We start from the raw sequence: 23,794 nt of genomic DNA, 5'->3' as shown, positions 1-23,794 counted from the left end.
CTTCTGAATACGGAAGAAGAGGGTGGGTCGGCAGTGACCAAGGGTGAAGGATGGGGAACCCCACTTCAAGACGGTGTTGACCAGGCCGAAGGTCGGCCGATAACTTCGCTCTACGGATTGTTGATTCCGTAAAGCGGAAAAACAGGAGGGTCTCGGAATGGGTCAGGGCCAGCAGGAGAAGGTGGCGACGAGCCTCGCGGGCGCCGTCAGCGAGGAGATCAGCGCCTCCCTCGCGCCGGTCGACGCCGAGCTGGAGCGCCGCTACCCCGGAGACCCCGGCACCCGTCAGCCCGTCCACACCGTCTACGTCCCCGGCGACGCCTTCGCCGCCGACACCGTCCGCTCCTGGGGCGACCGGGCCCTGGCCGCCCTCGACGAACACGCCCCGGACGCCGCCTCCTTCGCCGCCGTCCTCGGCCTGGCCGACGAACTCGCCGAGCCCGTCCACGCGCGCGTGCGCGCCAAGCTGGAGCGCGAGCCGATCGAGGACCTGCGCGTCGACTTCGAGGACGGCTACGGCAACCGCCCCGACGCCGAGGAGGACGAGGCCGCCGCCCGCGCCGCCCGGCTGATCGCCGAGGCGTACGAGGACGGCACCGCCGCCCCCTACATGGGCATCCGCATGAAGTGCATGGAGGCGCCCGTACGGGCCCGGGGCATCCGCACCCTCGACATCTTCCTCACCGGCCTGATGGAGGCCGGCGGCCTGCCGGGCGGGCTGGTGCTCACCCTGCCGAAGGTGACCTACGCCGAGCAGGTCACAGCCATGGCGCGACTGCTGGACGCCTTCGAGAAGACGCACGGGCTGGAGCCCGGCCGGATCGGCTTCGAGATCCAGATCGAGACCAGCCAGTCCATCCTCGCCGCCGACGGCACCGCCACCGTCGCCCGCATGATCCAGGCCGCCGAGGGCCGCGCCACCGGCCTGCACTACGGCACCTTCGACTACAGCGCCTGCCTCGGCGTCTCCGCCGCCCACCAGGCCAGCGACCACCCGGCCGCCGACCACGCCAAGGCCGTCATGCAGGTCGCCGCGGCCGGCACCGGCGTCCGCGTCTCGGACGGCTCCACCAACGTCCTGCCCATCGGCCCGACCGAGAAGGTGCACGCCGCCTGGCGCCTGCACTACGGCCTCACCCGCCGCGCCCTGGCCCGCGCCTACTACCAGGGCTGGGACATGCACCCCGGCCACATCCCCACCCGCTACGCGGCCGTCTTCGCCTTCTACCGCGAGGGCTTGGAGCAGGCCGCCGCCCGTCTCACCCGCTACGCGGCCCGCACCGGCGGCGACGTCATGGACGAACCCGCCACCGCCAAGGCCCTCAGCGGCTACCTGCTGCGCGGCCTGGACTGCGGCGCCCTGGACATCGGGGAGGTCGCCCGGCTGACCGGCCTGACCCGCGCCGACCTGGAGAGCTTCGCGGTACCCCGGCGGGGGAACCTGACGGCGTCCGCCTGACGGCTTCTCCGCGAGGGTTCTGCTGCCCCGTACCGGCACTGTCACAGCCGTCACCACCGGCTGTCGCTGTCACCGCCGCCCCGTAGTCTGTACGCCACGCACAGACGTGTCGGTGAATCCGGTGGGGTCAGAGGAACGGGGCAGCGGTGTCAACGGGGGAGTACGGGCAGGCGGACGGGGCCGGTCGGCTGCTGGCAGGCCGTTATCGCGTCACGGGCCAGTTGGGGCGCGGCGGCATGGGCGTCGTCTGGAAGGCCGTCGACGAAGTTCTCGGCCGCGAGGTGGCCGTCAAGGAACTGCGAACCTACACCGACGCGGCCGGTCCCGAACTGGCCGGTCTGCAAGTGCGGATGCAGCGCGAGGCGCGTGCGGCGGCCCGGGTGCGCCACACCGGCGTCATCGCCGTGCACGACATCGCCGAGGTCGACGGCCGCCCGCTCATCGTCATGGAGCTGGTCGACGGGCCGTCCCTGGACGACGTACTGCGCGACCGCGGCCCGCTGGACGCGCGCGAGGCGGCCGGGATCGGCGCCAAGGTCATGGACGCGCTGGCCGCCGCCCACCGCGTGGGCGTCCTGCACCGTGACGTGAAGCCCGGCAACATCCTGCTCGACCGCTCGGGCCGGGTCGTCCTCACCGACTTCGGCATCGCCACCATGGAAGACCCGGGCGACGGCTCGGCCACACACCTCACCCGCAGCGGCGAACTCGTCGGCTCCCTCGACTACCTGGCCCCCGAGCGGGCCCAGGGCGCCGACCCGGGCCCCGCCTCCGACATCTGGGCCCTGGGCGCCACGCTGTACGCGGCCGTCGAGGGCTCCTCCCCGTTCCGCCGTACGTCCACGTTCTCGACGCTCACCGCGATCGTCACCGAGCCGCTGCCCGAGCCCCGGCGCGCCGGTCCTCTCGCCCCCGTCCTCAAGCAGCTGTTGGACAAGCGCCCCGAGGGCCGCCCGGAGGCCGACCGGGCCCGCGAGATGCTCCAGACGGTGGCGGACACGGGCGGCACGGACACGCCGACGTCCTCACTCCGAGGCACTGCGGCCCCGGCCTCCCCCACGCGCCCGGAGACGGAGCGCAGCGTCCCGTCGGTACCGCCGGGATTCGGCCCACCGCAGCACCTGCGGCCGGGCGCCGCCGGACCCCACGAGGACCCGGCCACCCCGGACTCCGGCACGGCTGCCGCCTTCGGAACCACCGGCACTCCAGGGGCGACGGCCTTCGGCGCACCAGGACAGGCGGGATCGGGTTCGGGCCAGCCGGCGCAAGCAGGACCAGGTCCGCAGGGCTCAGTGCCCGGCTCGGACGGCTCGGGGTCCGGTCCGCATGGCTCGGGCCACGGCTCGCAGGGCTCAGGGTCCGGTCAGCATGGCTCGGCACACGGTCCCCACGGGGCAGTACCCGACCCGCATGGCGCAGTGCCCGGCTCCCATGGCTCAGGGTCCGCTCAGCATGACTCAGGGCCCGGCCTGCACGGCTCGGGGGCAGGGCTGCACGGTGCAGTGCCCGACTCGCATGGCTCAGGACACGGTCCGCAGGGTTCAGGGTCCGGCTCGCATGGCTCGGCGCTCGGCTCGGATGGCTCGGGGGCCAGCCCGCAGGCTTCAGGGCCTGGCCTGCACGGCTCAGCGCCCGGTCCGCAGGGCTCAGGGCCCGGCCCGCACGGCTCGGGGGCCGGCCCGCATGCCTCAGCCCCGGGCCCGCTCGCCCCAGGACCCGGCCCCCAGGGCTTCGGGCCGGCCGGCCCGGGCGGCACCGCCCCCGGCGCCTCCGCTCCCACAGGTCCGATGAACTCCCCGGCCACGCCTCGCCGTAAGACCCGCGTCCTGCTCGCCGCTGCGGCCGTCACCGTCGTCCTGGCGGCGGCCGGTACCACGGTCGCCCTGCTGGCCGACTCCGACGGCAAGGGCACGGGCGCGCGGACCGACGCCGCCCGAGCCGATGCCGGGGCCTCCGCGGCCGAGTCCGGTCGTAGCGACGACGGTTCGAACGCCCCCAGGCCCGAGGGACAGGGCGACGAGAAGGGCAAGGCCCCGTCGAAGAAGCCCGGGGACGAGAAGAAGCCGGAGCCCACCGGCCGGGCGACGACCTCGGCCCCCGCCAAGTCCTCCGGCGGCACCACCGGCGACACGACCGGGGGGACGTCGGGCGGCACCTCCGGAGGCGGCGGCACCGGCGGCGGATCCGGCGACGGCGGTACGACAGGCGGCGGCGGAACGACCACCGAGGCACCCGTCTGCCACGCCATCGGCGGCGGCAAGTACAACTGCCAGGTCTGGAAGACCGCCAAGTCGTACACCGCCTCCGGCACCGAGGTCGGCGTCCTCAACGCGGGCACCAACTACTTCTACTGCCAGCAGAACCTGGGCCGGCGAGAGACCGACGGCCAGTGGACCAACGTCTGGTGGGCCAGGACCGACGACGACAGCGGCAACACGAACGTCTGGGTCAGCGACGTCTACATCAAGGGCGGCGACAACGACGCGCCCGTCCCCGGGCTCCCGGTCTGCTGAGCGCGCAGCGACACCACCGCGTACCGCTCCAGCCCCGAGGCCGTCACCAGCTTCTCCTCGACGAACAGCCGCGTGCCCCGCTCGCACAGCCGCCGGTCGGAGCGGGCCCGTGCGGAGAACTCCTCGGGCACGACGCCGAACAGCTCCCGCAAGCGCGGCAGGTCGACGAGCAGCTCGGTGAGCAGCTCCCGCTGGCCCGGGTGGGTGCGCGGCTCGCCCGTGCCGTCGTGCAGGACGCCGTGCCGGTTGACGTACGCGTACGCGCCGGGCAGGCGGGTGCCGTCCGCGAGGTCGATGCGGACGTCGGGCGAGGGCAGCCAGGCACGGTCGTAGTTGCCCGCCGGCACCGGCACGCCCTCGCTCGCGTCGATCACGGCGAGCTGCTCGGCGTCGAGCCAGATGACGAACAGCTCCCGTACGGCGTCGGGGGCGCTGACCGGCGAGGCCGACACGTACCCCATGCGGCTCACATGTGCCGACACACCGGCGTCGACGCCCGTCACGCGGGCCTTGACCATCGGGATCGGCGACATGATCCCGAACTCCTCCATCTTGTGCCGCAGTTGCCCGGGGCAGGCGTTGGAGCCGATGGCGAGAACCGGCGTGCGATCCTCGTGCACGAGCCGGTCCAGCGGCAGGAAGCGGTCCCCGTCGAGGAGCCCGGAGTCGGCGGGCCACGCGCCCGGGTAGAGCAGGGGGTGCTCGCGCGGGGCATCGGCCAGGCCGAGGGCTCGCAGCGTGCGATCGGTGAGGTGCTCCATGTGCTCCGTATGTTCCATGGGCCGCTCAGTCCGCCGGGGGCAGCTCGCCCGAGCCGCGGGTGATCAGCCGGGTCGGCAGCTCGATGCGTTCTGGGGTGACCAGGGTGCCGTCCAGCTGCCGGAAGAGACGTTCCGCCGCGGTGCGGCCGATGGCCGCCGCGTCCTGGGCGACGACCGTGACGCCCGGCTGGAGCAGGTCGGCGAGCTCGATGTCGTCGAAGCCGACCAGGGCGACCCGGCGGGTCTGCTCGGCGAGCACGCGGATCACGGTGACCGTGACCCGGTTGTTGGCCGCGAAGATCGCGGTGACCGGGTCCCGGCCGGACAGCATCTCCTCGGCAGCCCTGCGCACCCGCTCGGGGTCGGTGACACCGAGGGACATCCAGGAGTCCGCCACCGGTATGCCCGCGTCCTCCATCGCGGCCCGGTAGCCGCGCAGCCGCTCGGCGGCCGTGTGGATGCGGGGCATGTCGCCGATGAAGCCGATCCGGCGGTGCCCGTGCGCGATGAGGTGGGCGACGCCGTCCCGGGCACCGCCGAAGTTGTCCGACAGCACCACGTCGGCGTCGATGTGCCCGGCCGGCCGGTCCACGAACACCGTGGCGACACCCGCCTTGAGCTCGGGCTCCAGATACCGGTGGTCGTCACCGGCCGGGATCACCACCAGCCCGTCCACCCGCCGCGCGCACAGGGCCAGCACCAGCTCCTGCTCACGGTCCGGGTCCTCCGCGCTGGAGCCGTTGATGAGCAGGGCGCCGTGCGCACGCGCCACCTCCTCGACCGACCGGCTCAGCGGCCCGTAGAACGGGTCCGCGAGGTCCTCCAGGACCAGACCGATGCTCGCCGTGCGGCCCTTGCGCAGCACCCGCGCGCTGTCGTTGCGGCGGAAACCGAGCGCGTCGATCGCCTCCTGGACACGCCGCTCCGTCTCCGGGGTCACGCCCGGCTCCCCGTTCACGACGCGAGAGACCGTCTTGAGTCCGACCCCGGCACGGGCCGCGACGTCCTTCATGGTCGGCCGGGAGCCGTAGCGCGTGGCGGATCGGAGGTTGGTCTGGGGCACGGTGCGGTGTCCTGTCCTGTCGTCCACGACGGGTGCGTCGGTCCTGGGTTTGTATGAGGATGTGGCGTCGAGCATAGGGCCTGGACAACGTTGTCAGGCTCGGGGGAGACTGTCCACCGCAATCTCCGGACCGTGCCCCACCGCTGGCCGGCCAGTCCTTTTTCACTGTCAACGGGGAGATCCGACACTGATGCACACCGACCTCGTGGCCGCGCTCGACATCGGCGGCACCAAGATCGCCGGCGCTCTGGTGGACGGCCAGGGACGGATCCTGGTCCGCGCCCAGCGGCCGACGCCCGCCCGGGAGGACGGCGACACCGTGATGCGGGCCGTGGAGGAGGTGCTCGGCGAACTCACCGGGTCGCCGCTCTGGGAGCGGGCCACGGCCGTGGGGATCGGCAGCGCCGGTCCGGTGGACAGGACGGCGGGCACCGTCAGCCCGGTGAACGTGCCCGGCTGGCGCGACTACCCGCTCGTCGGGCGCGTCCGGGCCGTGGCCGGGGACCTGCCCGTCGAGCTGATCGGCGACGGTGTGGCGATCACGGCGGCCGAACACTGGCAGGGCGCCGCCCGCGGCTACGACAACGCGCTGTGCATGGTCGTCTCCACGGGCGTCGGCGGCGGCCTGGTGCTCGGCGGCCGGCTGCACGCCGGGCCCACGGGCAACGCCGGCCACATCGGTCACATCAGCGTGGACCTCGACGGCGATCTGTGCCCGTGCGGCTCGCACGGCTGCGTGGAGCGCATCGCGAGCGGCCCCAACATCGCCCGGCGGGCCCTGGAGAACGGCTGGCGGCCCGGCCCCGACGGCGACACGTCAGCCGCCGCGGTGGCCGCCGCCGCCCGGGCCGGTGACCCGGTCGCCGTCGCCTCCTTCGAACGGGCCGCCCAGGCCCTGGCCGCCGGGATCGCCGCGACCGCGACCCTCGTGGAGATCGACATCGCCGTGATCGGCGGGGGAGTGGGCAAGGCGGGCGACCTCCTGTTCACGCCCCTGCGCAAGGCCCTGAGCAGCTACGCGACGCTGTCCTTCGTCCGGCACCTGACGGTGGCCCCGGCCCAGATGGGCACCGACGCCGGGCTGGTGGGTGCGGCGGCGGCAGCGCTGGCGAAGCGGACGGACACGGCCGCGGCGGGAGTGTGAGACCGAGCAGGAACGTTCAGTCGGGATGCTTCCTACGCCCGGCGCGTCCCTGAGTCCGGCACGTTGCTGAGCTCGGCACGTTCCTGAGCCGGCATGTTCCTGAGCCGGCATGTTCCTGAGCTGGCATGTTCCTGAGTCGGCACGTTCGTGATGCGGAAGGAACCACTCCGACGCGGGCGGCATCTGGCCCGGCGTGGGTGTCGGGATGTTGTTCTTCGGGCTCGCCTTCATGGGCGGATGGGCGGCGGCGCTCGGCGCGCTGGTGTACGCCGTCGTCACGCTCGTCCGCATCTGGCCGGAGGACTGGCTGCGGCGCCATGGACACCCCGTGGCGCGGCTGCTGGTGCCGGCGCCCGCGTTCCTGCGCTTCGACGTGGCGCTCGCCGTGACGGCCGTTCTGGCCGACCTGTGGCTCGTGTCTGCGGCCATCGTGTTCGGGGCGGACGGCGTCTTCACCGAGGACTGGATGGGCTATCCCGGCATGATGGACCTCACCGGGCGGGGATACCAGGCCGGAGTGGTGAGTGCGCTGCACACCACGGCGTGGTGGACCTTCGGGATCGCGGTCCTCGGCCGGTGCTGGATCACGGCCGGCGTGCAGGTGTGCCTCCTGCCGCTCGCCGCGTGGTGGATCGGAACGTTCGACACGTACTACACCTGACCATGGCAGAGTCGGCGGGAGGCCGGCCCCGTCCAGCCGTGCGCGGGACCGGTGGCCGGACACGGGGCCCTGCGTGTCGCCGCAGTTGCCTGATCAAGCCCAGGCCGTCGCCTTCCACGCCGAGTCCTACGGCGTGAATGAGCCGACCTCTGCTCAGCCACCCGGGCGGATGTTCGCGTTGAGTCGGGCCTGGTCGTACGGACTCGTCCCAACGGGTGAGGGATCCGCAGGGTGCACGCCTGCCGTCCGGGGCTGGCGAACCCCGGCGCGAGGCGGACGCGCCGGGGTTCCATGACCGGCTCAGTACCGCGTGGGGAACAGCTGGAGCCTGGCCTTTTTGCCGGAGACCGATTTCACCCAGATCTTCAGGTTGTTGAACTTGACCGTGCCGCCCGGGCTGGTGCTGCCGCTGAGGCTCCCGTCGGCGGCCGACATCTTCACGGATCGGGAGCTGATGCTCGTGATCTTGAGCTTCCCGAACCCGAACTTGCGGCTGTCGACCTTGATGGTCTTGGGCGCCGACACGGTGGTCTTGCATCGCCCGTCGTAGCAGGGCCCGTTGGCGGCCGACGCCACGGGCGTCATCAGGCCGAACCCGAGTGTGCCCGCCATGGTCAGCGTCATGGCGGTCGTCACGGCCCGCCGGCGCACACCGGCGCTGGTCACCGGGGTGGCGGCTGCCGGATGGCCCATACGGTTGCAGTTCACGTCATAGCCCTTCGGTCGGTCGGAAACGGTACGGCGGGGAGTTCCTGCGCCGCCGGAGCCCAGGCGCTCGTGCGCTCGGATCCGAGTCGGCCGGGTGTGTCCCGCCGAACCGATTCCAGCGGCCGCCTGGTTGTTCGGGAACCTGCTCCAGCACCCCGAACAACCCGTGGCGCACCCGAGACAGGGCGACGCCGGCAAGCGTGCAGCAGCTGTGCCGGAGGAGGCTCGGCCGCTCGTCTTGGTTCAGTGACCCGCGTCACACCCAGCTCCTGTCAGCAATCGGGGCGCCGTCTCGTCCAAGGGGCACGCGAACGAGACAGGAGCAACGCCATGAAGCACCGCATCGTCGTACTCGGCGCCGGATACGCCGGGGCCTTCGCCGCCGGAAACCTGGCCCGTCGGCTCTCCTCCGCCGACACCGAGATCACCGTCGTCAACGCCGTGCCCGACTTCGTCGAGCGGATGCGGCTCCACCAGCTCGCGATCGGCCAGGACCTCGCGTTCCGCAAGCTCGCCGACATATTCGCGGGCACCGGGGTGCGGCTGCGTCTGGGGCGCGTCACCGGCGTCGACCCCGAGCGCAGGACCGTCGCCGTGACCGGCGAGGACGGTGACGGCGAGCTCGCGTACGACACGCTTCTCTACGCGCTCGGCAGCTCCGTGGCCCACCATGACGTCCCGGGCGTGGCCGAGTACGCCTTCGATGTGACCGGCCGGTCCTCGGCGCTGCGTCTGCGCGAGCGCCTGGCCGGCCTGGGCGGGGGCGGCACGGTGCTGGTCGTCGGTGAGGGGCTGACCGGCATCGAGACCGCCACCGAGTTCGCCGAGTCCCGGCCCGACCTCTCGGTCGCGCTCGCCGCCCGCGGCGAGCTGGGCGCCTGGCTCTCCCCGAAGGCCCGTCGTCACCTGCGCCAGGCCTTCGACCGGCTCGGCATCACCGTCCACGAGTACACCGGCATCGAAGCCGTCGAGCCGACACGGGCGATCGCCGCCGACGGCAGGTCCATCCCGGCGGTCGTGACCGTGTGGTCGGCCGGGTTCGCCGTGCACCCCATCGCGGCCGCCAGCGGCCTGGAGGTCGCCGAGACCGGCCAGATCGTCGTCGACCGCACCATGCGCTCGGTCTCGCACCCGGACGTCTACGCCGCCGGTGACTGCGCCTACGCGATCGGCGAGAACGGCCGGCCGCTGCCGATGTCCTGCGCCTCGGCCGGCTACACCAACATGCAGGCGACCTCCGCGATCATCGCGCGCCTGACGGGCGGCAAGGTCCCGACCACCGGGCTGAAGTACCACGGCAACCACATCAGCCTCGGGCGGCGGGACGCGATCTTCCAGATGGTGGACGCACACGCCCGGTCGAAGTCCTGGTACCTGGGCGGGCGGACCGCCGCGCGGCTCAAGTCGGGCGTGCTCAAGGGGGCCGGGTGGGGCATCGCCCACCCGACCTTCGGCATGCCGAAGCGCAAACGCCGCCTGGCCACCGCGCCTGGCCCGGCCGGCGTGAGGGTCGCGGCATAGGCTGCTCCGCATGGACAGCGCAGCCGTCGATCGGTTCGAGGCCGGCCGGGGCCGGCTGGCCTCGCTCGCGTACCGTCTGCTCGGCTCGGCCGCCGACGCCGAGGACGCCGTGCAGGACACGTTCCTGCGCTGGCAGGCCGCGGACCGGGAACGTATCGAGGTGCCGGAGGCGTGGTTGACCAAGGTCGTCACCAATCTCTGTCTCGACCGGCTCCGCTCGGCGCAGGCGCTCCATGAACGCGCTGTCGGAGACTGGCTGCCCGAGCCGCTCCTCGACGGGGACCCGATGCTCGGCCCTGCCGATACCTTCGAGCAGCGCGAATCGGTGTCCTTGGCCGTCCTGACCCTCATGGAGCGCCTCTCACCGGTCGAGAGGGCCGCTTACGTCCTGCGCGAGGCCTTCTCCTACCCCCATGCCGAGATCGCCCGGATCCTCGACATCACCGAGTCCGCGAGCCAGCAGCATGTCCACCGCGCCCGACGCCGGGTCGCCGCCGAGCGCCGTGGCGGCGGCGAGGTGAACCCCGCGTCCGCGCGCCGGATCGTCGAGGAGTTCCTCGCCGCCGCCACGTCGGGACGCACCGAACGGCTGGTGGCCATGCTCACCGCCGACGTGACCGCGGTCTCGGACGGCGCCGGACTGGCCAGGCGTCTGTTGCGGTACAAGACGCGCGAGCGCGTCGCCTCCTACGTGCGGGCCGGCTTCAAGCCCACGCCGGCGAAGCGGCGGCTGGCCGGCGGCTCGCCCGCGATGCATATCGCGCTGGTCAACGGCTCCCCGGCCGTCCTCGCCGTGGTCGACGGCCGGGTCGTGGGCGCCGTGGCGTTCGAAGTCAGCGACGGCAAGGTCGCGTCCCTGCGCGGCATCGCCGCCGCACACCGGCTCGCGCGTCTCAATGAGGTCTGGCGGCAGCGCGATCCCGAAGCGCCGGTCATCGACGCATGGTGACCTGAGCCGGCTGCCGGGCTGAGCCAGGCCCAGGTCGCGAAGGCTCGACACGCGCCGTGAGGCGGTCGGGAACTGGGAGGCCGGCCGGACCGAGCCGCGGCCGCCGCAGCGCGCCGCCTCCGCCCGGCTCCTGGAGAAGCCCACCGAACGCTTCCCCGCCGCCTCTCGCTTTTCCCGGACCGGCATGCCTATGACACCACGCACCAGCCGGCCGGTCCGGGATACCGGGTTTCCTCTCGGAAAGCGCCCGAATGTCCGTGCGATGTGGCACGATCGCGCCTGTGAGCAGCAGACCCGCCCCGGCGCAGCGCCTGCGCGACCTCGCCCTGCTGCGCCGGGTCAAGGACCGGATCGACCGGGAGTACGCGCGGCCTCTGGACGTCGAGGCGCTGGCCCGGGGTGTGCACATGTCGGCCGGGCATCTCAGCCGCGAGTTCAAGCTCGCCTACGGCGAGTCGCCGTACAGCTACCTCATGACGCGCCGCATCGAGCGTGCCATGGCGTTGCTGCGCCGTGGGGACCTCAGCGTCACCGAGGTGTGTTTCGAGGTCGGCTGCTCGTCGCTGGGCACCTTCAGCACCCGCTTCACCGAACTGGTCGGCATGCCGCCGAGCGCCTACCGGCGCCAGGCGGTGCTCGCCACCGCGGGAATTCCGTCGTGCGTGGCGAAGCAGGTGACCAGACCGATCAGGAATCGAGAAGCGCCCACCCCGGGCCGAAACTAGCGTGATGGCCATGGACCTCACCATTCACGCCAGCTTCCTTCCGCACGACGACCCGGACGCCGCCCTGGCGTTCTACCGCGACACCCTCGGCTTCGAAGTCCGGGGCGACGTGGGATACGAGGGGATGCGCTGGATCACGGTCGGCCCCGTCGGCCAGCCCGGCACGAACATCGTGCTGCATCCGCCGGCCGCCGACCCCGGCGTCACCGAGGACGAGCGCAGGACCATCGCCGAGATGATGGCCAAGGGCACCTACGCCGGCATCGTCCTGGCCACCCCCGACGTCGACGCCACCTTCGAGCGGGTGCAGGCGCGCGACGCCGAGGTGGTCCAGGAGCCCGTGGACCAGCCGTACGGCGTTCGCGACTGCGCCTTCCGCGACCCCGCGGGCAACATGGTCCGCATCCAGCAGCGGAAGCCGTGACGGCGTGGTAGCGGCCGGCCTGCAGATCCACACGCAACAGCAGATCCCCCCGCGCCGGACCTCCGGGCCGACGGGGGGAAGCAAGATCGTCCGACCGCGGCAGCCCCGCCCGACAGATGGAGACCGATGAGCATGGCCACGAGGACGGACAGACAGTCGTCCGGGCCGCACGTTGCCGACAGCCACGATGTGATCCGCGTGCACGGCGCGCGCGAGAACAACCTCAAGGACGTCAGCATCGAGATCCCCAAGCGCCGGCTGACGGTGTTCACGGGCGTTTCCGGCTCGGGCAAGAGCTCGCTCGTGTTCGACACCATCGCCGCGGAGTCGCAGCGGCTGATCAACGAGACCTACAGCGCCTTCCTGCAGGGCTTCATGCCGAACCGGGCCCGGCCCGACGTCGACGTGCTCGACGGCCTGACGACCGCCATCGCCGTGGACCAGCAGCGGATGGGCGGCGACCCCCGCTCCACGGTCGGCACCGCCACCGACGCCAACGCGATGCTGCGCATCCTCTTCAGCCGGCTCGGCAAGCCGCACATCGGCCCGCCCAGCGCGTACTCCTTCAACACCGCCTCCGTCCGGGCGAGCGGCGCCATCACCGTCGAGCGCGGCGCCAAGACCAAGGCCCAGAAGGCGACCTACGAGCGCACCGGCGGCATGTGCAACCGCTGCGAGGGCCGCGGCAAGGTCTCCGACATCGACCTCACCCAGCTCTACGACGACTCCAAGTCGCTGTCCGAGGGCGCGTTCACCATCCCCGGCTGGAAGTCGGACAGCCAGTGGACCGTGCAGCTCTACGCCCAGTCGGGCTTCGTCGACCCGGACAAGCCGATCCGCGAGTACACCCTGAAGGAGATGCACGCCTTCCTCTACGGGGAACCGGTCAAGATCAAGGTCAACGGCATCAACCTCACCTACGAGGGACTGATCCCCAAGATCCAGAAGTCGTTCCTGTCCAAGGACAAGGAGGCGATGCAGCCGCACATCCGGGCGTTCGTGGAGCGGGCGGTCACCTTCACCGTCTGTCCCGAGTGCGACGGCACCCGGCTGAGCGAGGGCGCCAGGTCCTCGAAGGTCGACGGCATCAGCATCGCCGACGCCTGCGCGATGGAGATCAGGGACCTGGCCGAGTGGGTCCGGAAGCTCTCGGAGCCGTCCGTGGCGCCGCTGCTCAGCGCGTTGCAGGGGACGCTCGACTCGTTCGTGGAGATCGGCCTGGGCTATCTCTCGCTCGACCGGCCGGCGGGCACGCTGTCGGGCGGCGAGGCGCAGCGCGTGAAGATGATCCGCCACCTCGGCTCCTCGCTCACGGACGTCACCTACGTCTTCGACGAGCCGACCATCGGCCTGCACCCGCATGACATCCAGCGGATGAACGACCTGCTGCTGCGGCTGCGGGACAAGGGCAACACGGTGCTCGTCGTGGAGCACAAGCCGGAGGCGATCGCGATCGCCGACCACGTCGTCGACCTCGGTCCCGGCGCCGGCACGGCGGGCGGCACCGTCTGCTTCGAGGGCACGGTCGAGGGGCTGCGGGCCGCGGACACCGTCACCGGCCGTCATCTCGACGACCGGGCCACCCTCAAGGAGACGGTCCGCAAGGCCACCGGCGCGCTGGAGATCCGGGGCGCGACGGCGAACAACCTCCGACACGTCGACGTCGACATCCCGCTCGGGGTGCTCACCGTCGTCACCGGTGTCGCCGGCTCCGGCAAGAGCTCCCTGCTGCACGGGTCGCTCCCGGCCGACGCGGGGGTCGTCTCGGTGGACCAGAGCCCGATCAAGGGCTCGCGGCGCAGCAACCCCGCGACGTACACCGGGCTGCTCGACCCGATCCGCAAGGCCTTCGCGAAGGTCAACGGCGTGAAGCCGGCCCTGTTCAGCGCCAACTCCGAGGGCGCCTGCCCCACCTGCAACGGCGTCGGCGTCATCTACCTCGACCTCGGCATGATGGCCGGCGTCGACACCCCCTGCGAGGACTGCGAGGGCAAGCGGTTCCAGGCCTCGGTGCTGGAGTACCACCTCGGCGGCCGTGACATCAGCGAGGTGCTCGCGATGTCGGTGGCCGAGGCGGAGGAGTTCTTCGGCGACGGCGAGGCCCGTACCCCGGCCGCGCACAAGATCCTGGAGCGGCTCGCCGACGTCGGGCTCGGCTACCTCACCCTCGGCCAGCCGCTCACCACGCTCTCCGGTGGCGAGCGGCAGCGCCTCAAGCTGGCCACGCACATGGCGGACAAGGGCGGCGTATACATCCTCGACGAGCCGACCACCGGCCTCCACCTCGCGGACGTGGAGCAGCTGCTCGGCCTGCTCGACCGGCTCGTCGACGCCGGCAAGTCGGTCGTCGTCATCGAGCACCACCAGGCCGTCATGGCTCACGCCGACTGGATCATCGACCTCGGTCCCGGCGCCGGCCACGACGGCGGCCGGATCGTCTTCGAGGGCACACCGGCCGACCTCGTCGCGGCCCGCTCCACCCTGACCGGGGAGCACCTCGCGGCCTACGTCGGCGTCTGACGCGGGTCCCCTGGAACGGCCTCGCGGCCGCTCCAGGGGACCTCAGGCCAATCTGTAGATAAGCCGCAAAACGGTCGAATAACGGCACGCTCCGAGGGCACTCCGTCTCCTGAGCACCCCCCACAGAACGGAGCCGCTGATGATCATCAAGAAGATGCACGAGAAGGGCGTTCGCAGCGAACACGCCTACATGGCCGCCATGGCGTCCGTCGGCCTCAGCGTCGTCGCCTGGATGGGCTCCATGAAGATGGAACCGGGCACCGGCCTCGCCCGTGCCGACCGCTGGGGCATCTTCGTCGGCGAATGGGCACCCACCTTCTTCGGTCTGGGCCTCGCCCTGTCCCACTACGAGCAGCACGACGGCACCCTCACCGCCGACGTCCACGAATTCCGGCAGACCCAGAAGGCGAGCTGAACGGCCTACTCCGGCGAGCGTCCGGCGCCGTTCCCGCGCACCCTGGTGCCATGGCGTCCGTGAAACCCGTCGTGGTCTACCCGCCCGCCACGGACGGTGGCCGGCGGGTGCGCGTGGACGACCGGTTCCTCGGGATCGCGTACGGGCTGCTGGACGTCGCCGAGTTCCTGCGGCGGGCGGGGATCGAGGACGCGGACGAGGCCTACGTGGCGGCGTCCGGCCTGATCGAATGGCGCGGCGGCGGCCCCGGCGCCTGGGGCACCGACCCGGACGACGACCTGGTGTGAAGCCCGTGCTTCGCCCGGTCGGGTCCGGGTGCGTGACCCCGCGACGGGTCCGGCAGTTGAGTCGGGCATGAAGAAGCGCAGCATGCTCGCCATCGCCTCCCTCGCCACCGGATTCGTCGTCGCGGCGGTCACCCCGTCGCACGCCCTCGGAGACGGCCTCGGCTCCCTCAGCGTGGACGAGACCCTCCGCACCCTCCCCGACACCGTCGCCGAGGACAGCCTGTCCCTGGACAGGGAGGACGGCGCGCAGAAGAAGGAGAAGGGCTGACGGTCCGCCCGTCACCGGCCCACGGCGCCGGCGCTCCCGAACAAGGGGGCGCCGGCGCCGTCGTCATGCGCCCTCAACTGCGGCTGGTTTCCGTGGCAGGGTGGAGCGGGCAAGCCTCAGGGGGCCAACAGAAGAGGGGGACCTGTGACCGTCGTCTGGATCAACGGCGCGTTCGGTGCGGGGAAGACCACCACCGCACAGGAACTGATCGAACTGATCCCGAACAGCACGCTCTTCGACCCCGAGGTCATCGGCGGAGCGCTCCGGTATCTGCTGCCGCCCAAACACCTCGCCGAGGTCGGCGACTTCCAGGACCTGCCGATCTGGCGACGGCTCGTGATCGACACGGCGGCCGCGATGCTCGCCGAGCTCGGCGGGACCCTGGTGGTCCCCATGACGCTGCTGCGCCAGGAGTACCGCGACGAGATCTTCGGCGGCCTGGCCGCCCGCAGGATTCCGGTCAGTCACATCCTGCTCGCTCCGGCCGAAACGATACTGCGGGAGCGGATAGCGGGCCGCGAGGTCCCGCGGGACCTGCCCGACGGCGAGATACGAATACGCCAGTGGTCCTTCGAGCACATCGAGCCCTACCGGGCCGCCCTCGCCTCCTGGCTCACCGCCGACGCCCACCCGGTCGACACCAGCGACCTCACGCCCTACGAGACCGCCGCCCGGATCGCCGAGGCCGTCAGCAGCGGCTCCGTGCCCGTCTGCGACATCGTGCAGACGCCCGAGCCCACCGCCGAGACACTCGCCGCCGGTGTGCTCCTCTTCGACGAGCAGGACCGGGTGCTGCTCGTCGACCCCACCTACAAGGCCGGCTGGGAGTTCCCCGGCGGGGTCGTCGAACCCGGTGAGGCGCCCGCACGCGCCGGTGTGCGAGAGGTCGCCGAGGAGACCGGCATCCACCTCGACGAGGTGCCGAGCCTGCTCGTCGTCGACTGGGAGCGCCCCTCGCCCCCCGGGTTCGGCGGACTGCGGCTCCTCTTCGACGGCGGCACCCTCGACTCCACGGAGGCCGGACGGCTGCTGCTGCCCGGGCCGGAGCTGCGCGACTGGCGGTTCGTCACCGAGGAGGAGGCCGCCGACCTGCTGCCCCCGGTGCGCTACGAGCGGCTGCGCTGGGCACTGCGGGCACGCGAACGCGGAGCGGCGTTCTATCTGGAAGCCGGGGTGCCGGTCGGCTGACGCCGAGCTGTCCGTTCCTGCTCTTTACCCGGCGCGGGCGATTCCGAGGGAAAAGCAAAAGGAAACGTCCACGGCCCCATCGCCAATCACTGCCCAAGGAATCTCCCGCACTCCTTCACGCGGCGGGTAATCGCATTCCCCACTCTCGTCAACACTTTTCCATGACCGCAAACAATCCCTTTTCCGGCCCCTGCTCGGCTTGACCGGACTCGCACGGCATTGCGAAAGTCCGCAGAGTCTCACGGCGGTGATTGCGACCGCCACTCAATTTCCTTGCCTCAGGGGCAGATCCGGGATGTCCGTACGATGACCACGCAACACCAGCCGGCCGACGCCGGCGGCGGCACCGCGCTGCTGACCGAGCCGCCGACGCAGGACTCCAGACCCGGCGGCACGGTCGTCGCCGGCCGCTCACCGGCCCGCATGGCCTGGAAGCGGATCCGGCGGGACAAGGTCACCACGGCCGCCCTGGCGGCCACCCTCCTGTTCATCGCGATCGCGCTGCTCGCGCCGGTCCTCACCGCGCTGACCAGCTGGGGGCCGATCACCCCCGACAACAAGGCGATCAACCCCGACACGGGCAACTTCCCCTACGGATCGCTGGGCGGCATCAGCGCCCAGCACCTCCTCGGCGTCGAACCGGGCACCGGCTACGACCTGTTCGCCCGCATCGTCTACGGCCTGCGCACCTCCCTCTACGTGGGCTTCGCCTCGGCCGCGCTGTCCACCGCGGTCGGTGTCGTGGCGGGGCTCGCGGCCGGCTACTTCGGCGGCTGGGTCGACTCCCTGCTGTCCCGGGTCATGGACGTGATGCTGGCGTTCCCGCAACTGCTGTTCATCATCGCGCTCACCCCGGTGATCCAGAACGCGCTGCAGACCAACACCCACGGCGGCACCGACGAGAACCTCCGGCTGCTCGTCCTGGTCCTCAACATCGCCGTCTTCGCCTGGGCGTACACCGCCCGTCTGGTGCGCGGACAGGTGCTGTCCCTGCGCGAGCGGGAGTTCGTCGACGCCGCGCGGCTGATGAGCGCCGGCCGGCGGCACATCCTCTTCCGGCAGCTGCTGCCCAACCTGTGGGCGCCGATCCTGATCTCCTTCGCTCTCGCCGTCCCGCAGAACATCACCACCGAGGCGGCCCTGTCGTACCTGGGCGTCGGCGTCATCCCGCCCAACCCCGACTGGGGAGCCCTGCTGTCCGACGCCTCCCAGTTCTTCCTCCAGGACCCGATGTACCTCTTCGTACCCGGCGTCCTGCTCTTCCTGCTGGTCCTGGCGCTCAACCTCCTCGGGGACGGCGTCCGGGACGCCCTGGATCCCCGCGCCCGGCGCGGCTGACAAGCCACCCCCCGAGTGTCGGCCCGGCGGTCCCACGAACGACCGCCGAGCCCGTAGCAAGAAACGGAGTTTCCTCAATGACGCGCAGCACGCGCAGATCGCGCACGGTCGCTCTCACGGCAACCGCTGTCGTGATCGCCCTCGGAGCCACCGCATGCGGAGGGTCCTCCGGCAACAGCGCCAGCGGTTCCCCGTCGAAGGGCGGCACGCTGACGATCCTCAACGACGCGGACTACAACCACATCGACCCTCAGCGGACGTACACCACCGAGGGTTCGAGCATGGACTACGAGCTCGTCCGCACCCTCACCGGATGGGACGAGACGGGGGCCAAGCCCAAGCTGGTCGGCGACCTGGCCACCGACACGGGAACGCCCGCCAAGGGCGCCACACAGTGGACCTTCCACCTGCGCCACGGCGTCAAGTGGCAGGACGGCACGGAGGTCACCGCACAGGACGTCAAGTACGGCGTCGAGCGCACCTTCTCCCCGGACATCAACGGCGGTCCGCCGTACGCCAGTCAGTGGCTGGTCGGCGGCTCCTCGTACAAGGGCCCCTACAAGGGAAAGCAGCTGGACTCGATCCGGACGCCGGACAAGTACACGATCGTCTTCCAGCTCAACCAGCCGGTCGCCGACTTCAACGAGACGACGACGATGACCGGATGGTCGGCGGTGCCCAAGGCCCACGACACGGGCGCCACGTACGACTTGCACGTCTGGTCCGACGGGCCCTACATGATCAAGTCGTACAACAAGAACAAGGAACTGGTCTTCGTCAAGAACAAGTACTGGAGCCAGTCGACCGACCCGATCCGCCAGCAGAACCTCGACGAGATCGACGCGAAGTTCGGGCAGGACCAGTCCGCGATCGACCAGCAGATCAAGTCCGACGCCGGCACGGCCCAGAGCGCGATCACGCAGACCCCGCTCGCCGGTTCCGACCTGACGTCGTTCGCCAACAACCCGTCGCTGAAGTCGCGCTTCTACAAGATGGCGGCTCCGGGCATCAACTACATGGCGATCAACACGGGTCGGGTCAAGAACATCAAGGTCCGCCAGGCGATCGAGTACGCCGTCGACAAGACCACCGTCCGTGGCGCGTTCGGCGGTGCGGTCTACGGCGACTACGCGACCACGATGCTGGCCCCGGGCATCAACGGCCACAAGGACTTCAACCTCTACGGCAGCAACCCCGCCGGTGACGTCACCAAGGCCAAGGCCCTGATGAAGCAGGGCGGCAACCCGAAGCTCACCATGTCGCTGGCGGTGGAGAACATCCCCACGCAGGAGCACTTCGCGGACGCCGTGAAGACCGCGCTCGCGAAGATCGGCATCACCGTGAACATCTCCCCCCTCGACAAGAACAACTACTTCAGCATCGTCAACAACGTGAAGAACCAGTACGACCTGACCTGGGGCGACTGGGTCGCGGACTGGCCGAACGCCTCCACCGTGCTGCCCACCCTCTTCGACGGACGGCAGATCAAGAACCTTCCGCAGTCCAACCAGGACCTGTCCTACCTGAACGACCCGAAGATCAACGCGCAGATCGACAAGGTCGGCAAGATGACCAGCATCACCCAGCGCAACGCCGCCTACGGTGACCTGGACGAGCAGATCATGAAGGAAGCCGCCGTGGTCCCGTTGATGTACATGAACATGACCGATGTGGGTGGCTCCAAGGTCGGTGGTGTCATCAACGACACGATCATGGGCGAGCCCAGCCTGGTGCACGCCTACGTCACGCACTGACGCACCCCTCCTGAATCCCGCCGGCGGCTCCGGCCGCCGGCGGGCGGTACCCCACTCACGTCAGGTCCCGGCACCCCATGTTTCGTTACCTCATCAGACGCCTGCTGGCAGCGGCCGCGATCATGCTGGTGATCACAGTGATCACCTTCTTCATCTTCTTCGCACTGCCGTCCAACCCCGCACTCCTGGCCTGCGGAAAGACCTGCTCGCCCTCCCGCCTCGCGGAGATCAAGCACGCGCTGGGCCTGGACCAGAGCCACCTCACGCAGTTCTGGGAGTTCTTCAAGGGGCTGTTCGTCGGCCGTGACTACGGCGACCAGAGCGTGCGCATCCACTGCGGCGCGCCCTGCCTCGGCATCTCCTTCCAGACCGACACCCCCGTCCTGACCACCCTGCTCCAGGACTTCCCGGCCGACCTCTCCCTCGGTCTCGGTGCCGCGGTGGCCTTCCTCGTCCTGGGCGTCGGCCTCGGCACCCTGGCCGCCGTCCGCAGGGGCAGGGCCGCCGACAAGGCGGCGGTGGGACTGGCCCTGTTCGGCGTGTCGGTGCAGATCTACTTCATCGGTCTGCTCCTGCTGTACCTCTTCGTCGACAAGTTCCAGATCCTGCCGACCTCCGGCTACACCTCCATCACCGAGGACCCGGCCGCCTGGTTCAACGGCCTGATCCTGCCCTGGACCACCCTGGTCATCGTCTACCTCGCGATGTACACCCGGCTCACCCGCTCCTCCATGCTGGAGGTCTTCGCCGAGGACTACATGCGCACCGCCCGCGCCAAGGGCCTGCCGGCCGCCGCCGTCGTCCTCAAGCACGGACTGCGGGCCGCCATCACCCCGATCATCACCATCTTCGGCATGGACGTCGGCTCCCTGATCGGCGGCTCCGCGGTCATCACCGAGTCGGTGTTCGGCATCAACGGCATCGGCAAGCTCGCGGTCGACTCCGTCCAGAACTCCGACCTGCCCGTCATCCTCGGCACCACGCTCTTCGCCGCGACGTTCGTCGTCCTCGCCAACGTGGTCGTCGACCTGGTGTACGGCCTCGTCGACCCGCGCGTGCGCCTCGCCTGAGCCCTTCCTCGTCCTTAGGAACACCCGTGTCCGTTCAGACCTCACCGCAGCCCGCGGACGTCACGCCCGCCCCCGCACCCTTCCTCGACGTACGCGATCTGAGGGTGCACTTCCCGACCGAGGACGGCCTCGTCAAGTCCGTCGACGGCGTCTCCTTCACCCTGGAGAAGGGCCGGACCCTCGGCATCGTCGGCGAGTCCGGCTCCGGCAAGTCGGTGACCTCGCTCGCCCTGCTCGGACTGCACAAGGGCACCCGCGCCCGGGTCTCCGGCGAGATCTGGCTGGAGGGGAAGGAACTCGTCGCCCTGCCCGAGGCCGACATGCGCGCACTGCGCGGCCGTACGGTCTCCATGATCTTCCAGGACCCGCTCTCCGCGCTGCACCCCTTCTTCACCGTCGGCGCCCAGATCGCCGAGGCCTACCGCGTGCACCACGAGGTCTCCAAGAAGGAGGCCAAGGACCGCGCGGTCGAGATGCTCAAGCGGGTCGGCATCCCGCAGCCCGAGCGCCGGGTCAGGGACTATCCGCACCAGTTCTCCGGCGGCATGCGCCAGCGCGCCATGATCGCCATGTCGCTGGTCTGCGACCCGGCCCTGCTCATCGCCGACGAACCCACCACCGCCCTCGACGTCACCGTCCAGGCGCAGATCCTGGACCTGATCCGCGACCTCCAGGAGGAGTTCGGCTCCGCCGTCGTCATCATCACGCACGACCTCGGCGTGGTCTCCGACGTCGCCGACGACATCCTGGTGATGTACGGCGGCCGCCGGATCGAGTACGGCACCACCCGCGAGGTCCTCAAGCAGCCCCAGCACCCCTACACCTGGGGCCTGTTGCAGTCGATGCCGCACCTCACCGGCGACGTCGGCGAACGGCTGAACCCGATCCCCGGCACCCCGCCGAGCCTGATCAACCTGCCGGACGGCTGCTCCTTCCACCCGCGCTGTGCCTACAAGGGCTGGGTGCCGGAGGGGCGTTGCACCGTGGAACGGCCCGAGCTGCGCCTCGTCCCCGACACCGGAGGACACCTCGCCGCCTGCCATCTCACCGACCAGGCCAAGCAGGAGATCCGCGGCGGGGCCGGCCCGGACGACCGCGGCGACGGAACCGCACGGGCCGCGCAGTGACGGCGGCGGACGAAAGGGAGCATGACGTGAGCACCACCCAGTCCCTCACCGGGCGGACCACCGACCGCCCCACCGGTGAGAACCTCCTCGAAGTACGCGGTCTGCAGAAGCACTTCCCCCTCCGGCAGGGCATCGTCTTCCAGCGGCAGATCGGGGCCGTACGAGCCGTCGACGGCATCGACTTCTCGGTCGGGCCCGCCGAATCGCTGGGCCTGGTCGGCGAGTCCGGCTGCGGCAAGTCGACCACCGGGCGCCTGGTCACCCGGCTGCTCGAACCCACTGGCGGCTCCGTCGTGTTCGACGGCGAGGACATCACCCACCGGCCTCCCGGGCGGATGCAGGAGGCCCGCCGCAACCTCCAGATGATCTTCCAGGACCCGTACTCCTCGCTGAACCCCCGGCACACCGTCGGCACCATCATCGAGACGCCGATGCGGCTCAACGGCATCAACCCGCCCCAGGGCCACAAGCGGCGCGCCCAGGAACTCCTGGAGACGGTGGGTCTCAACCCCGAGCACTACAACCGCTACCCGAACGAGTTCTCCGGCGGCCAGCGCCAGCGCATCGGCATCGCCCGGGCCCTCGCCCTGCGGCCGAAGCTGATCGTGGCCGACGAACCCGTCTCCGCGCTGGACGTCTCCATCCAGGCGCAGGTCGTCAACCTGCTCCAGGACCTCCAGCGGGAGTTCGGCATCGCCTTCGTCTTCATCGCCCACGACCTCGCCGTCGTACGGCACTTCTCCGAACGGGTCGCCGTCATGTACCTCGGCAAGATCGTCGAGGTCGCCGACCGGGAGTCGCTCTACACCCGGCCACGGCACCCCTACACGCACGCGCTGTTGTCCGCCGTCCCCGAGGCCGACCCGGACGCCACCGAGCGGCGCGAGCGCATCCGGCTGGCCGGGGACGTGCCCTCACCGATCGACCCGCCCTCCGGCTGCCGCTTCCGCACCCGCTGCTGGAAAGCCCGGGACAAGTGCGCCACCGAGGAACCGCAGCTGGTCAGCGTCGAAGGCAGCGCCGCGGGCCACCTCACCGCCTGCCACTTCCCCGAGGAACCGACGGTCGCGGCGCGCGCGGAGGACATCGTCCTCGACCCGGCGCTCACGGAGCTGAAGGGCAGCCTCTGACCACCGCCGGGTCACGCGTACGCCATGGCCCGCAGCGCCCCGGCCGCCCTCCGCGTCACCGGATCCCCGTGGCCGAAGCAGGCCACGTCCGGGTCCAGCTCCGCCAGCCGCCGGCAGGCGGCCAGTACCTGGGAGCGGTCGAGGTTGAACACGCCCGGTATCACCGAGCCGTCCACGGGTGACGCCGCGACCGTGTCCCCCGTGAACAGCACCCCGTGCTCCGGGAGATGGAGCGCGATGCTGCCGTGCGTGTGCCCCGGCACGTGGACGACGTGCGCCCCGCCGCCCCAGTCCAGGATCTCGCCGCCGGCCAGCTCCGTGACCTGCGCCGGCCGGACGAAGTCACCCTCGGGCAGGAGCTTCGCCGCCTGCTCGTACAGCGGTCGCTCCCAGTCCTCGATCACCGGCGGGGGGCCGGGGACCTCGCCCCGTACTACGGGCGCGTCCAGCCGGTGGACCAGCACCTCGGCACCGCCGAGCGCGGCGAACTCGCCCGCCCCGCCCACGTGGTCCTCGTGGAAGTGGGTGAGCACGATCCGCCGTACGTCCCGCGGATCCCGCCCGAGCGCGGTCACCGCCTCGGCGATCGGGGCGCCGTAGCCCGCCGGGCCGGCGTCGATCAGCGTCAGCTCGCCGCGGTCGTCGCCGTCGCGCCACAGGTAGGCCTGGCCGACGGGGAAGCGCAGTAAGTGGAGGCGGGGGAGGAGTTCGATGACGTCCATGGGACGACCGTAGGCAAGGCCCCCGTCCGTGGACGAGGGCCTTTGCT

The 23,794-nt window shown here is 71.0% G+C and carries 22 protein-coding genes; 18 read left to right on the top strand and 4 right to left on the bottom strand.

Translation table 11 applies throughout. The features are described from left to right. The first annotated feature begins 157 nt into the window (after positions 1-157). Together PV963_RS05340 and PV963_RS05335 are read left to right on the top strand one after the other, a co-directional pair. Complete coding sequence (locus PV963_RS05340) at positions 158-1,459, top strand: DUF6986 family protein (protein ID WP_274814389.1); 1,302 nt, start codon at positions 158-160, stop codon at positions 1,457-1,459. A 146-nt stretch (positions 1,460-1,605) separates the two neighbouring features. Then, a complete protein-coding gene (locus PV963_RS05335; protein ID WP_274814388.1) occupies positions 1,606-3,972 on the top strand; it encodes a serine/threonine-protein kinase in 2,367 nt (788 codons plus the stop codon). Here PV963_RS05335 and PV963_RS05330 read toward each other — a convergent pair. Beyond that, positions 3,918-4,733 carry a hypothetical protein gene (locus PV963_RS05330; protein WP_274821944.1) on the bottom strand — a complete coding sequence of 272 codons (816 nt, stop codon included), beginning with the start codon at positions 4,731-4,733 and terminating at the stop codon, positions 3,918-3,920. The genes PV963_RS05335 and PV963_RS05330 overlap by 55 nt on opposite strands. 25 nt (positions 4,734-4,758) lie before the next feature. Next, positions 4,759-5,823 carry a LacI family DNA-binding transcriptional regulator gene (locus tag PV963_RS05325; protein ID WP_274814387.1) on the bottom strand — a complete coding sequence of 355 codons (1,065 nt, stop codon included), beginning with the start codon at positions 5,821-5,823 and terminating at the stop codon, positions 4,759-4,761. A 163-nt stretch (positions 5,824-5,986) separates the two neighbouring features. On the opposite strand from PV963_RS05325, the gene PV963_RS05320 reads away from it, so the two are divergent. Both PV963_RS05320 and PV963_RS05315 read left to right on the top strand, forming a co-directional pair. Next, positions 5,987-6,940, top strand: coding sequence for an ROK family protein (locus PV963_RS05320; protein ID WP_274814386.1), 954 nt, complete (start codon positions 5,987-5,989; stop codon positions 6,938-6,940). A 205-nt stretch (positions 6,941-7,145) separates the two neighbouring features. Then, positions 7,146-7,601, top strand: coding sequence for a hypothetical protein (locus PV963_RS05315; protein ID WP_274814385.1), 456 nt, complete (start codon positions 7,146-7,148; stop codon positions 7,599-7,601). Positions 7,602-7,901: 300 nt separating this feature from the next. On the opposite strand, the gene PV963_RS05310 is transcribed toward PV963_RS05315, so the two are convergent. Continuing rightward, positions 7,902-8,309, bottom strand: coding sequence for a hypothetical protein (locus PV963_RS05310; RefSeq protein ID WP_274814384.1), 408 nt, complete (start codon positions 8,307-8,309; stop codon positions 7,902-7,904). Positions 8,310-8,639: 330 nt separating this feature from the next. Here PV963_RS05310 and PV963_RS05305 point away from each other — a divergent pair, with 330 nt between their 5' ends. The 14 genes from PV963_RS05305 to PV963_RS05235 all read left to right on the top strand — a co-directional run bounded on the left by PV963_RS05305 (position 8,640) and on the right by PV963_RS05235 (position 23,025). Then, complete coding sequence (locus PV963_RS05305; protein WP_274814383.1) at positions 8,640-9,830, top strand: NAD(P)/FAD-dependent oxidoreductase; 1,191 nt, start codon at positions 8,640-8,642, stop codon at positions 9,828-9,830. Between the two features lie 10 nt (positions 9,831-9,840). Then, positions 9,841-10,779 (top strand): sigma-70 family RNA polymerase sigma factor, encoded by a 939-nt coding sequence (locus PV963_RS05300; protein WP_274814382.1) that lies wholly within the window; start codon positions 9,841-9,843, stop codon positions 10,777-10,779. Positions 10,780-11,030: 251 nt separating this feature from the next. Beyond that, complete coding sequence (locus PV963_RS05290) at positions 11,031-11,504, top strand: helix-turn-helix transcriptional regulator (protein ID WP_425540874.1); 474 nt, start codon at positions 11,031-11,033, stop codon at positions 11,502-11,504. Positions 11,505-11,514: 10 nt separating this feature from the next. Continuing rightward, positions 11,515-11,928, top strand: a complete 414-nt coding sequence (locus tag PV963_RS05285; protein WP_274814380.1) for a VOC family protein — start codon at positions 11,515-11,517, stop codon at positions 11,926-11,928. 126 nt (positions 11,929-12,054) lie between these two features. Continuing rightward, complete coding sequence (locus PV963_RS05280; RefSeq protein ID WP_274814379.1) at positions 12,055-14,448, top strand: excinuclease ABC subunit UvrA; 2,394 nt, start codon at positions 12,055-12,057, stop codon at positions 14,446-14,448. 139 nt (positions 14,449-14,587) lie between these two features. Continuing rightward, positions 14,588-14,863 (top strand): hypothetical protein, encoded by a 276-nt coding sequence (locus PV963_RS05275; RefSeq protein ID WP_274814378.1) that lies wholly within the window; start codon positions 14,588-14,590, stop codon positions 14,861-14,863. A 50-nt stretch (positions 14,864-14,913) separates the two neighbouring features. After that, entirely contained in the window at positions 14,914-15,150 is a 237-nt protein-coding gene (locus tag PV963_RS05270; protein WP_274814377.1) for a hypothetical protein, read from the top strand. Between the two features lie 67 nt (positions 15,151-15,217). After that, positions 15,218-15,418, top strand: coding sequence for a hypothetical protein (locus PV963_RS05265; RefSeq protein WP_274814376.1), 201 nt, complete (start codon positions 15,218-15,220; stop codon positions 15,416-15,418). Between the two features lie 144 nt (positions 15,419-15,562). Next, complete coding sequence (locus tag PV963_RS05260; protein ID WP_274814375.1) at positions 15,563-16,606, top strand: NUDIX hydrolase; 1,044 nt, start codon at positions 15,563-15,565, stop codon at positions 16,604-16,606. 306 nt (positions 16,607-16,912) lie between these two features. Further along, a complete protein-coding gene (locus PV963_RS05255; protein ID WP_274814374.1) occupies positions 16,913-17,944 on the top strand; it encodes an ABC transporter permease in 1,032 nt (343 codons plus the stop codon). Positions 17,945-18,021: 77 nt separating this feature from the next. Next, a complete protein-coding gene (locus tag PV963_RS05250; RefSeq protein WP_274814373.1) occupies positions 18,022-19,698 on the top strand; it encodes an ABC transporter substrate-binding protein in 1,677 nt (558 codons plus the stop codon). A gap of 77 nt (positions 19,699-19,775) precedes the next feature. Continuing rightward, positions 19,776-20,768 (top strand): ABC transporter permease, encoded by a 993-nt coding sequence (locus tag PV963_RS05245; RefSeq protein WP_274814372.1) that lies wholly within the window; start codon positions 19,776-19,778, stop codon positions 20,766-20,768. Positions 20,769-20,794: 26 nt separating this feature from the next. Then, positions 20,795-21,895 carry an ABC transporter ATP-binding protein gene (locus PV963_RS05240; RefSeq protein ID WP_274814371.1) on the top strand — a complete coding sequence of 367 codons (1,101 nt, stop codon included), beginning with the start codon at positions 20,795-20,797 and terminating at the stop codon, positions 21,893-21,895. Positions 21,896-21,921: 26 nt separating this feature from the next. Next, the gene (locus tag PV963_RS05235) at positions 21,922-23,025 is read left to right on the top strand and encodes an ABC transporter ATP-binding protein (RefSeq protein ID WP_274814370.1); all 1,104 of its coding nucleotides are present in this window, start codon (positions 21,922-21,924) and stop codon (positions 23,023-23,025) included. Between the two features lie 11 nt (positions 23,026-23,036). On the opposite strand, the gene PV963_RS05230 is transcribed toward PV963_RS05235, so the two are convergent. Continuing rightward, complete coding sequence (locus PV963_RS05230; RefSeq protein ID WP_274814369.1) at positions 23,037-23,747, bottom strand: MBL fold metallo-hydrolase; 711 nt, start codon at positions 23,745-23,747, stop codon at positions 23,037-23,039. Between the last annotated feature and the right edge of the window lie 47 nt (positions 23,748-23,794).

Origin of the sequence: Streptomyces coeruleorubidus (assembly GCF_028885415.1) — a bacterium.
Taxonomy (GTDB): domain Bacteria; phylum Actinomycetota; class Actinomycetes; order Streptomycetales; family Streptomycetaceae; genus Streptomyces; species Streptomyces coeruleorubidus_A.
Note: the sequence above shows the minus strand (reverse complement) of the source record. Positions and strands in the feature narration are given on the sequence as shown.

What these genes read in the sequence shown, in the direction of transcription:
- PV963_RS05285 (WP_274814380.1), top strand. Translation starts at nt 11,515, where the DNA reads ATGGACCTCACCATTCACGCCAGCTTCCTTCCGCACGACGACCCGGAC.
- PV963_RS05275 (WP_274814378.1), top strand. Translation starts at nt 14,588, where the DNA reads ATGATCATCAAGAAGATGCACGAGAAGGGCGTTCGCAGCGAACACGCC.
- PV963_RS05250 (WP_274814373.1), top strand. Translation starts at nt 18,022, where the DNA reads ATGACGCGCAGCACGCGCAGATCGCGCACGGTCGCTCTCACGGCAACC.
- PV963_RS05290 (WP_425540874.1), top strand. Translation starts at nt 11,031, where the DNA reads ATGTCCGTGCGATGTGGCACGATCGCGCCTGTGAGCAGCAGACCCGCC.
- PV963_RS05340 (WP_274814389.1), top strand. Translation starts at nt 158, where the DNA reads ATGGGTCAGGGCCAGCAGGAGAAGGTGGCGACGAGCCTCGCGGGCGCC.
- PV963_RS05265 (WP_274814376.1), top strand. Translation starts at nt 15,218, where the DNA reads ATGAAGAAGCGCAGCATGCTCGCCATCGCCTCCCTCGCCACCGGATTC.
- PV963_RS05300 (WP_274814382.1), top strand. Translation starts at nt 9,841, where the DNA reads ATGGACAGCGCAGCCGTCGATCGGTTCGAGGCCGGCCGGGGCCGGCTG.
- PV963_RS05280 (WP_274814379.1), top strand. Translation starts at nt 12,055, where the DNA reads ATGAGCATGGCCACGAGGACGGACAGACAGTCGTCCGGGCCGCACGTT.
- PV963_RS05245 (WP_274814372.1), top strand. Translation starts at nt 19,776, where the DNA reads ATGTTTCGTTACCTCATCAGACGCCTGCTGGCAGCGGCCGCGATCATG.
- PV963_RS05330 (WP_274821944.1), bottom strand. Translation starts at nt 4,733, where the DNA reads ATGGAGCACCTCACCGATCGCACGCTGCGAGCCCTCGGCCTGGCCGAT.
- PV963_RS05315 (WP_274814385.1), top strand. Translation starts at nt 7,146, where the DNA reads ATGTTGTTCTTCGGGCTCGCCTTCATGGGCGGATGGGCGGCGGCGCTC.
- PV963_RS05320 (WP_274814386.1), top strand. Translation starts at nt 5,987, where the DNA reads ATGCACACCGACCTCGTGGCCGCGCTCGACATCGGCGGCACCAAGATC.
- PV963_RS05305 (WP_274814383.1), top strand. Translation starts at nt 8,640, where the DNA reads ATGAAGCACCGCATCGTCGTACTCGGCGCCGGATACGCCGGGGCCTTC.
- PV963_RS05270 (WP_274814377.1), top strand. Translation starts at nt 14,914, where the DNA reads ATGGCGTCCGTGAAACCCGTCGTGGTCTACCCGCCCGCCACGGACGGT.
- PV963_RS05230 (WP_274814369.1), bottom strand. Translation starts at nt 23,747, where the DNA reads ATGGACGTCATCGAACTCCTCCCCCGCCTCCACTTACTGCGCTTCCCC.
- PV963_RS05255 (WP_274814374.1), top strand. Translation starts at nt 16,913, where the DNA reads ATGACCACGCAACACCAGCCGGCCGACGCCGGCGGCGGCACCGCGCTG.